Below are 8,242 nucleotides of genomic sequence, written 5' to 3'. Positions count from 1 at the left end.
TTCATTCAATCAAGAGGCATCACAATCGGTGATCCAGACAACTTGAATTCGCCCTCAAGGGTTCACCTAAGCGGTTGGCGCCAACCCCGCAAGGGGGGGGCCAGCCGCTTAGGTCTAGAAAATTTGGCATGGCCGTTCTTTGGTCAGGTCGAATTTTCTAAATCGATCTATATAATATATAAAAGCGGTAAAAAAATCTTTCGTATTTCTTACTATTTTTTAAAAAAATATCGGTGAATTTATTCTTTTTTCAAAATGTTGAATAAACAAACGAAAAGGAAAGGCTGGAAAGCAAAAACTTATTGCGTGGGTTGACTAAAATTTCAGTAAAGTTCTAGAAATGTTCATCAAAAGGAGGAAAATAAAAAGTCCCCTGAACATATGAACATGTATATCCAAGGGACTTTTCTATTATTGAGATTGTACCTTTTTCAATACTTCTTCCTGCTGTTGATTGTGTGCCGCTATTTTCGCTTGCTTTCGTTTTCCCGCGATCACAACACCCGCCACCACTAATAATTCAAATCCATATTTGATAAAATCGTTGGCAAAGAAGTCCTTCAAAAACGGTTCGCCAACAATCATCTTTGAAGCTGTCCATGCTAATACAGCGGAACCAATTGTAATGATGACAGGGAAACGTTCAACCCATTTCAAAATTAAGGTGCTTCCCCACATCACAACCGGAACGGAAATTAACAATCCGAGAACAACAAGCAAAAAGCTTCCGTGTGCTGCACCCGCGACAGCCAACACATTGTCCAGACCCATTAAGGCGTCAGCTACGATAATGGTTCGAATAGCTGCCCAGAAACTATCACCTGCTTTTACATCATGTCCTTTTTCCTCTACTAGCAGCTTGTAAGCAATGCCGACTAAAAGGACTCCTCCAAGTAGAAGTAACCCTGGTATTTTGAGTAACCAAACGACAGCCATGGTAGCCACAACCCTGATCAAAATGGCTCCAACCGATCCCCAGATGATAACTTTCTTTTGCTGATGCCTTGGTAAATTCCTTGCTGCAAGCCCGATGACAATCGCATTATCACCGGCCAATACTAAATCGATGACCACAATCGCCAGCAATGCGGATAAAAACTCTGTAGTTAAAATTTCCATTTTTATTCCTCCTTCAAAAAAGTTTTGTATTTATGTGTATAGGGGCTAGTTATTTAAAATAATGGACTTTTTTGAAGAGACTACTATAGTAAAAGAAACTCTCATTGTCGGACCCCCTTACGGTTACCGGCAGTTTCTTTTTGACAACACAAAAAGACCCCTGCCGTTAATAGGCAAAGGTCTTGCTAAGCATAAGTATGTATTATGCCAACAAAGCCGATGGACGTCGAATCCATGTAATGACGACTTTGTTTCAGGATTAACCTGACGCTACTCCCCTTTACGTGAGAAACATATGATTTAATTTTATTCTAAACCATAAGGAACAATTTGTCAATTCCCTACTATGCTTCTTAAGAAAAACCGGTAATCTTACCTTTATAACCACTTTGTTTATGAGTTTATCTTAATTTATAAAGGTGATTTTGTAAAGATTATATCCTTTACTATCTTAAAAGCTATTATATTCATTTTGTCCATCCTATTATCTCACATTATCGCCAACCCTCTTTGATGATTGCGAGAATGATTGGTCCTCCCCCCCAAACACTCGCCTCAATGCCAATGGAACGATAAAGAGGATAAAAAAGACACGGAATAGCTGGTATGCTGTGACAATCGAGACGTCCGCATTAACTGTATGGGCAGTTACCCCCATTTCAGGAAGGCCCCCCGGGGCAACGCTTAGAAAAGCAGTAACAAGACTGATAGGGTAAATCAGGCTCATACCATACGAAATGGCAAAGGCAAAGGCAACAATTGCAAGACCTGCAGCAAATGAATATGGTAAAAGCCGGCGCCAATTACTCAGCGTGTTAAGCTTAATCCCAAGACCCAGGTAAATGCCCAGGCTGCATTGCGCCGCAATGACGAACGGCTGCGGTAAATGCGGCACAGTGTATCCCGTTACTGTTAGCACGGCAGAGGTAATGAGCGGGCCAATGATCCAGGGGGTTGGGAATTTGAATTTGACTGCCAGAACAGCAACGAATAAAACAAGAGTCGCAACAAAAAGAACGCTTGGAATGGAAAGTCCAGGCAAGAACGTTTCGGCAGATTGCTGCACGGAATTGGTTCGTGGGGAGCTCGCGTTGGGCAAGCCATGTATTTGCGTTTTGATGAAGCCTGCCACAGCAGAACCCCCGTTAAAGGTCCAAGCATCCATGAAAGCGGCAAATGCAGCATGGTAAAGATTTTTCCTCCCACGATTGCAATGAAGAGGGTTTCAATAAACCTACACAAATAGGCCTTGTTTATCCGAAGGTTCTGATCGGACAATTTGAACATGATGCAAGCCTTCTTTCATTATATTTAATTATTGATTTTCTTTGATTAATAAATAATGTTCCCCCTTGATTGATAGGGAGTTTAGAAAACAACAGCATATTGTATGATGTTGTTTTCAATCTGACTCAGCAATTAAAGCAAGCAAGAACCCCATTTTTCGCGAACTGTCATAATACAATTAATTGCTGTGTCCCGGAAAAGCTATCAGCCTTCACAACATCACCACTATTTTTGTACACAAAAAACTCAAGTTCTGCGGGATTAATCCCAAATGCTTTACTTGCCTGAACGAAAGATAAGTGATCATCATTACCCAGCCACGGAGAAATGCCGATCCTAATTGTTTTCGCATCTTTTTTCAGCCTATCCATTAACTCTTTTGCACCGTGTATTGAAGAATCCCTTGACACGACCACCACTTCCCACTCCTTTGCTATCGTGGCGATCGGGGTAAATTCTTTATATGTCAGCTGGCTTCGTCCCAGCAGATGATTGGTGATGAGCAAGCTTGAATTCATGGCCAGCACATGTCCATCTTGTTGTTTTACATACTTCCATCCTGCTTCACCGCCGCCCCCTGCTTTGTTTCTTACCACGATCGGTTCTTTCACAATGCTCTTCCCATTTAAAATGGTTTGCATGAATCGGGCAGTTAAATCCCACTCCCTCCTGCAAAATTAGGAGCAATGAGCTCTATCTGATCTATCTTTTCATTATATTGATTATTACGGGAATTTAATGATAAGCAGCCTGCAATTATTCCTGCAAGCAAACAAACCAGGCATATTAACCATAACCCCCGCTTTTTTCTATCTTACTGCTCTTATCTGCTTGTACCTTCCGAAACGGAGGCAGATAAAAATCATTCGATGCAAATTCTGAAAAACGTTGGACACCTAAGAAAGATAATATTTGCGTTCTGGACGTCCCACAATTCCGTATTCAAGCTCTGCCATACATTCATTGGTAGAAACTAATTTGTGTAAATAATTCGTAATATAAAATCTTAAAAAACGATTAGTTTGATTAATTCCTTTTGTTCTATTTATCTATTTTGTTCATTTCGTTTATACGAGAACCTTTGTAAGCTTATTCAAGATAAACAATAGAAAGGTCATAAATAGCATAAGCACCTGTCACCCAGCCTTATTCATCGGCACTTTTCCGTTGTCTCTTCTTGAATAAAGCCTATAGAGGAATACAAATAAAAGAGACTGGTTTGCAAACATTTCATACTCCTTAACACTCTGTTTCTAATGTGACACCATTTTTTATTCTGCCTACATGGTGACTTAATTCATGGAGGAGGATAAAAGCAAAAGGGACCGTTCCACAAATCGGTGTATAACTAACGAAATGTACAAAACGGTCCCTTGCAACTATCCTTCTTTTAAATCATGATGAAATTTTTCTCTCTTCTTTTCTGCTTCTCTCTACTAGTTTTTGCGCCCGTACAGCAATCTCTCTCGCCTTTTCACGACGTTTTATACGCAGCTTTTTTAATAACTTAAGTTTGATCATAATGACTCCCCTAACCACTTATCCAATATACTAGCACACAGAAAGTAATTGATAATATGTACAATTTTTCTTTTTTTAAGCTCTTCTCTAAGCATATGAGCTTTCATAAAAATGACTTATCCATTTCATAATAACAGAACAAATGTTCCTTTACCAATAAAAAAACACCCTGGACCGGGTGATGCAAAGAATGTGTTTTTTGTTAGGGTGTGAGTTGACAATTATTTATGAAAGATGTTTGATTTTCATTTCAATAGGTGTTCGTGGCTTTGCTTCCGGTATCTCCTCAGGGAACCCTACTCCAAAAACGCCTACAATATCGTAATCATCAGGAACGCCAAGAACGGTCCGGTTTTTAGGGGTGATACCGATGGAAGACCAAAGTGTCCCGACACCTGCATCCCAGGCTGCCAACATGAAGTTTTGAATGAAACAAGCAGTTGCTGCCATGTTCTCCTCCCTTTCAACTACAGAATTGCCTTTCTTAGATAAAATCGCCAAAACGACAGGAGCACTACCAAAATTACTCTTATGGTTCAATCCGGCTCTCGTTTTGGGACCGACAAATAAAATTTCCCACGGTTCAGTCATCCGATGGTTTGGAGCCAAGCTTGCAGCCTGTAACCATGATGTTAACAAATCATGATCAATCGAATCGGCCTTAAACTTTTTGATATTTCGGCGACTCTTAATTACTGTCAGTACATCCATATCAATTTCCTCCTTTAAATATAACTCCAAGACTTGGTTTAATACTTGCCATATTTCACAACGTTTAAACGCCCCGTTTAAACTGGTTGATACATCATTCATTCTACCGCTTATCGATGATACGAAACTGCAGTATACCCTTTTTCCTTTATACGAACCTATTTCAGACTATGCAATTTGATTCGGTGGCGTTCAACTAATATATCACCTTTATAGTTTTTTGGAAGATAGGCTTTCACATCTTGGTTTACCACTTTCAGCGATGTTTATCTATCTATTTGATTGCCGTTTTTTATTTCACCCATACGATTTCATCTCCATAAAGGAATCTATTGCTGCGATTCCGATACCTTTAACGAACGTTTTTTTCGGCTTTTGCTCCGTGCTCCCAACAATTTTACGGATAAATAGATGCCCGAACCTGTTAAGAAGATCATAAGGTAATGAAAGAATATACCATAGTAAATTTCTTTATTGTCCGTTAGAGAGGGATCATACCTCCTCTAACTATAGGGCTAAAAATAAAAAGAGGCACACTCGTTGAAGTGCGCCTCTTTCTTGTATTGCGGAAAACCACCAAGCGGTGACCAAGTGTTTCCTTGCTGGATGTTATCCTCTTATTTTTTCATGTTCATTTGCTCTGCCCTTTGAAGCTCCCGCTTTCGCAGTTCAACACGGCGGATTTTTCCGGAATCCGTTTTCGGAAGCTCCTCTACAAATTCAATTAATCTAGGATATTTGTAAGGAGCGGTGATTCTTTTTACATGATCCTGCAATTCCTTTGTTAAGGCGTCCTCTCCGCTGTATCCCTCTTTTAAAATGATAAATGCTTTTACTACATTTCCTCTGATTGGATCAGGACTTGCCACAACGGCACATTCTTTGACGCCCGGATGTTTCATAAGGGCATCTTCTACTTCAAAAGGGCCGATCGTATAGCCGGAACTAATGATTATGTCATCTGAACGTCCCTCAAACCAATAATAGTTCTCGCTATCCTTGCATGCCCTGTCACCCGTCACAAAATAGTTTCCGCGAAATGCCCGGGCTGTTCGCTCAGGATCTTTATAATAGGATTGGAAGAGCGCTCCAAATTCTTTGCGAACCGCGATATCACCTACTTCTCCGGCTGCTATTGGTTCACCGTTTTCGTCAATGATGTCGATAAAATCTTTTAAAATCGGTTTTCCCATAGATCCAGGACGAATTTCCATTCCTTTTAATGTGCCAATTAATAATGTGCTTTCGGTCTGGCCATATCCATCACGTACCTGAACATTGAAATGTCTTTTAAACACATCCATCACTTCACGGTTTAGTGCTTCCCCTGCGGAAACGGCACTATGAAGGTTGGAAAGATCAAAATTATACAGATGGTCCACCTTGGCCATCAACCGATATTCCGTCGGTGTGCAACATAACACATTGATCTTTTGATCCTGCAGCAATTGCAAATATTTACGAGGTTCGAATCGCCCATAATACACAAATCCTGTTGCTCCTTTACCCAGAACGGAAAGAAATGGGCTCCACACCCATTTTTGCCAGCCAGGGCCAGCTGTTGCCCATACTTTATCGTTTTCGCCGATAGCGAGCCATTTGTCCGCTGCGATGCGCAAGTGGGCATACGCCCATCCGTGACGATGCACAACCCCTTTCGGCTGCCCCGTCGTCCCGGAAGTGTAAGGCAAGAACGCAATATCCTCTCTTGTCGTCTCTGCTCGCTCAAACTGATCGGATTCATTGCCCATTAATTGTTCCATCGGCATCCAGCCGTCCACTTCTCCTCCAAACGTCAGCTTAACTTGCAGTGATGGTATTTCTTCCTGAATATGATCCACTTCCTGGCAAAAATCCGCAAACGAAATGACAGCTTTCGCTTCCGCATGGTTAATTCGATAGCTGATATCCTTGGCCCGCAGCAATTCCGATGATGGAATAATCACAAGCCCCGCTTTCAAGCATGCGAAATAAACCACGTAAGACTCAATGAGACGCGGAACAACAACAAGTACACGATCTCCTTTTGTTAAACCCAATTTTATCAAAGCATTGGCCAATTGATTACCTTGTCCTATTAGTTGATTGTATGTAATTTCTTTCTGTTCGCCTTGATCGTTCTCCCATTTTAATGCCACTTTGTCAGAAGCATGTTTTTCAATCTCTTCTGTCAGATTGTATCGCTCGGGTGCGATCAGTTCGTTTACATTCATCACTAATTCTCCTCTCTTTTTCTCAAAACCCTCAACTTCACAAGCTGCCGGTAAAATTCCCCTTATCCCTTCTTGAATAACATTTAGAAAAGTCTGAAAATTGCATTTTATGTAAAAGACCCATGAAAAATTCCCCTGTATTTTATTATTATATAACCAATTGTTATTATCTGCTACTAATATGTATTACTATTTTTAAAATCACCCATTTTCCCTCCTTTTGTCTATCAAAACCAAATTGGGTCATTTTTTTCTTATTTTTATAAAAATAAGAAAAAATACATTGTAAACATTTATAAAAATTCTGTCAACGTCTTCTTTATTTCAATATTTAAGCTAAAGGATAAACGGTAGCCTTTTATTCAATTCTCTCTCGTGAATGATTCCTTCTATTCATTGCCGACTTCGATTCGAATAATACGGTATAAAAGGTCTCTTCTCTCCTTCCTAACATCCGAAAAATTTTTCACATCACTCTGTCACCAACCTTTGCTGCCGTGTATATCCTTTATTACTAGTGTAGGAAAGGATGAGATCATTGGCTAAAAATAACCGGGGGCATTCGCTTTGGAAATTACCTTCCAGGGGAAGGGGAACTTGTCCAGTATGCAAAAGAACAAGGACCAAGCTGCTTTATCCCGCCACAAAATCTGATGGACAGAAGCTGACAGTCTGTAAGATATGTCAGAATGCAAAACAAGAAAGAGTAGACGCAGCAAACAGTTAAAAATAAGAAGGTCATTTCACGGACAAACCGGGATGATCTTCTTTTTCAGACATGATTGAATCGGGCCCTTCTTTCCTGCTTTGGATGAACACTGCGACTTCTTAAACTCCAAGTCATTTCGACAAAAGAAAAACTGAACGATGCTCCCCGTTCAGCTTTCCTTTTGATCAATGAAATTCCACATCGATTCTCTTCTTATTATCATTTCTTAATTTTGGAATGCGTACTTCAAGAACACCATTCTTGTAGGATGCTTTGACATCTTCTTCCGATACCTGGCTTGGAAGTGAAATAGTTCGATTGAAATGCCCGACAAAACGCTCTTGTCGATGCATGCGTCCTTCCTTTGTTTCATTCGACCGATTGATTGTTCCGCTAATCCGGAGTGTATGGTTCTCGATATCGATGTGAACATCCTCTTTCTTTTCCAGTCCTGGAATATCACAGGTGGCGATCACTTCATTTTCGGTTTCATGAACATCCACCCTCAGTCCCCAAAAATGATCTTCAAGTCCTCGATTCGTCACCGGAAAGTCCGTAAAAAAACGATCGAATTCACGTTTTACATTCTCAAGATTACGAAATGATTCAAAAGGTATTAATGCCATTGGACAAACCTCCATTTTGTCATACATACATCACAATATTATGTTCTTCCATTTTC

General features: G+C 40.3%; 8 protein-coding genes, 1 pseudogene and 1 riboswitch. Of the genes and pseudogenes, 1 reads left to right on the top strand and 8 read right to left on the bottom strand.

Annotated elements, in window-relative coordinates; translation table 11 throughout:
- Positions 1–237, top strand: a 237-nt coding sequence (locus ACFOU2_RS20340) for a hypothetical protein (RefSeq protein ID WP_377918125.1), incomplete at its 5' end; no start/stop codon positions are given.
- A 174-nt stretch (positions 238–411) separates the two neighbouring features.
- Here the strand turns inward: ACFOU2_RS20340 and ACFOU2_RS20335 are convergent.
- The 8 genes and pseudogenes from ACFOU2_RS20335 to ACFOU2_RS20300 form a co-directional block, all read right to left on the bottom strand.
- A complete protein-coding gene (locus ACFOU2_RS20335) occupies positions 412–1,119 on the bottom strand; it encodes a TerC family protein (protein WP_377918124.1) in 708 nt (235 codons plus the stop codon).
- Positions 1,120–1,306: 187 nt separating this feature from the next.
- Positions 1,307–1,410: riboswitch (yybP-ykoY riboswitch) on the bottom strand.
- Between the two features lie 193 nt (positions 1,411–1,603).
- Positions 1,604–2,284, bottom strand: coding sequence for an AbrB family transcriptional regulator (locus ACFOU2_RS20330; protein ID WP_377918123.1), 681 nt, complete (start codon positions 2,282–2,284; stop codon positions 1,604–1,606).
- Positions 2,285–2,573: 289 nt separating this feature from the next.
- Positions 2,574–3,017, bottom strand: coding sequence for a hypothetical protein (locus tag ACFOU2_RS20325; protein ID WP_377918122.1), 444 nt, complete (start codon positions 3,015–3,017; stop codon positions 2,574–2,576).
- A 285-nt stretch (positions 3,018–3,302) separates the two neighbouring features.
- Positions 3,303–3,395 (bottom strand): annotated as a pseudogene (locus ACFOU2_RS20320) (DNA-binding response regulator); the annotation flags it as partial.
- A 406-nt stretch (positions 3,396–3,801) separates the two neighbouring features.
- Complete coding sequence (locus ACFOU2_RS20315; RefSeq protein WP_377918121.1) at positions 3,802–3,927, bottom strand: hypothetical protein; 126 nt, start codon at positions 3,925–3,927, stop codon at positions 3,802–3,804.
- A 225-nt stretch (positions 3,928–4,152) separates the two neighbouring features.
- On the bottom strand, positions 4,153–4,638 hold the full coding sequence (locus ACFOU2_RS20310; RefSeq protein ID WP_377918120.1) for a nitroreductase family protein: 486 nt from the start codon (positions 4,636–4,638) through the stop codon (positions 4,153–4,155).
- Positions 4,639–5,255: 617 nt separating this feature from the next.
- Positions 5,256–6,851 carry an acyl-CoA synthetase MbcS gene (mbcS, locus tag ACFOU2_RS20305; protein ID WP_377918119.1) on the bottom strand — a complete coding sequence of 532 codons (1,596 nt, stop codon included), beginning with the start codon at positions 6,849–6,851 and terminating at the stop codon, positions 5,256–5,258.
- A gap of 894 nt (positions 6,852–7,745) precedes the next feature.
- Positions 7,746–8,186 (bottom strand): Hsp20/alpha crystallin family protein, encoded by a 441-nt coding sequence (locus tag ACFOU2_RS20300; RefSeq protein ID WP_377918118.1) that lies wholly within the window; start codon positions 8,184–8,186, stop codon positions 7,746–7,748.
- Positions 8,187–8,242 lie beyond the last annotated feature (56 nt).

The sequence above is a fragment of the Bacillus songklensis genome, assembly GCF_042649685.1.
GTDB classification, from domain to species: Bacteria; Bacillota; Bacilli; order Bacillales; family Bacillaceae_H; genus Bacillus_BA; species Bacillus_BA songklensis.
This window is presented reverse-complemented; position numbering and strand designations above follow the sequence as displayed.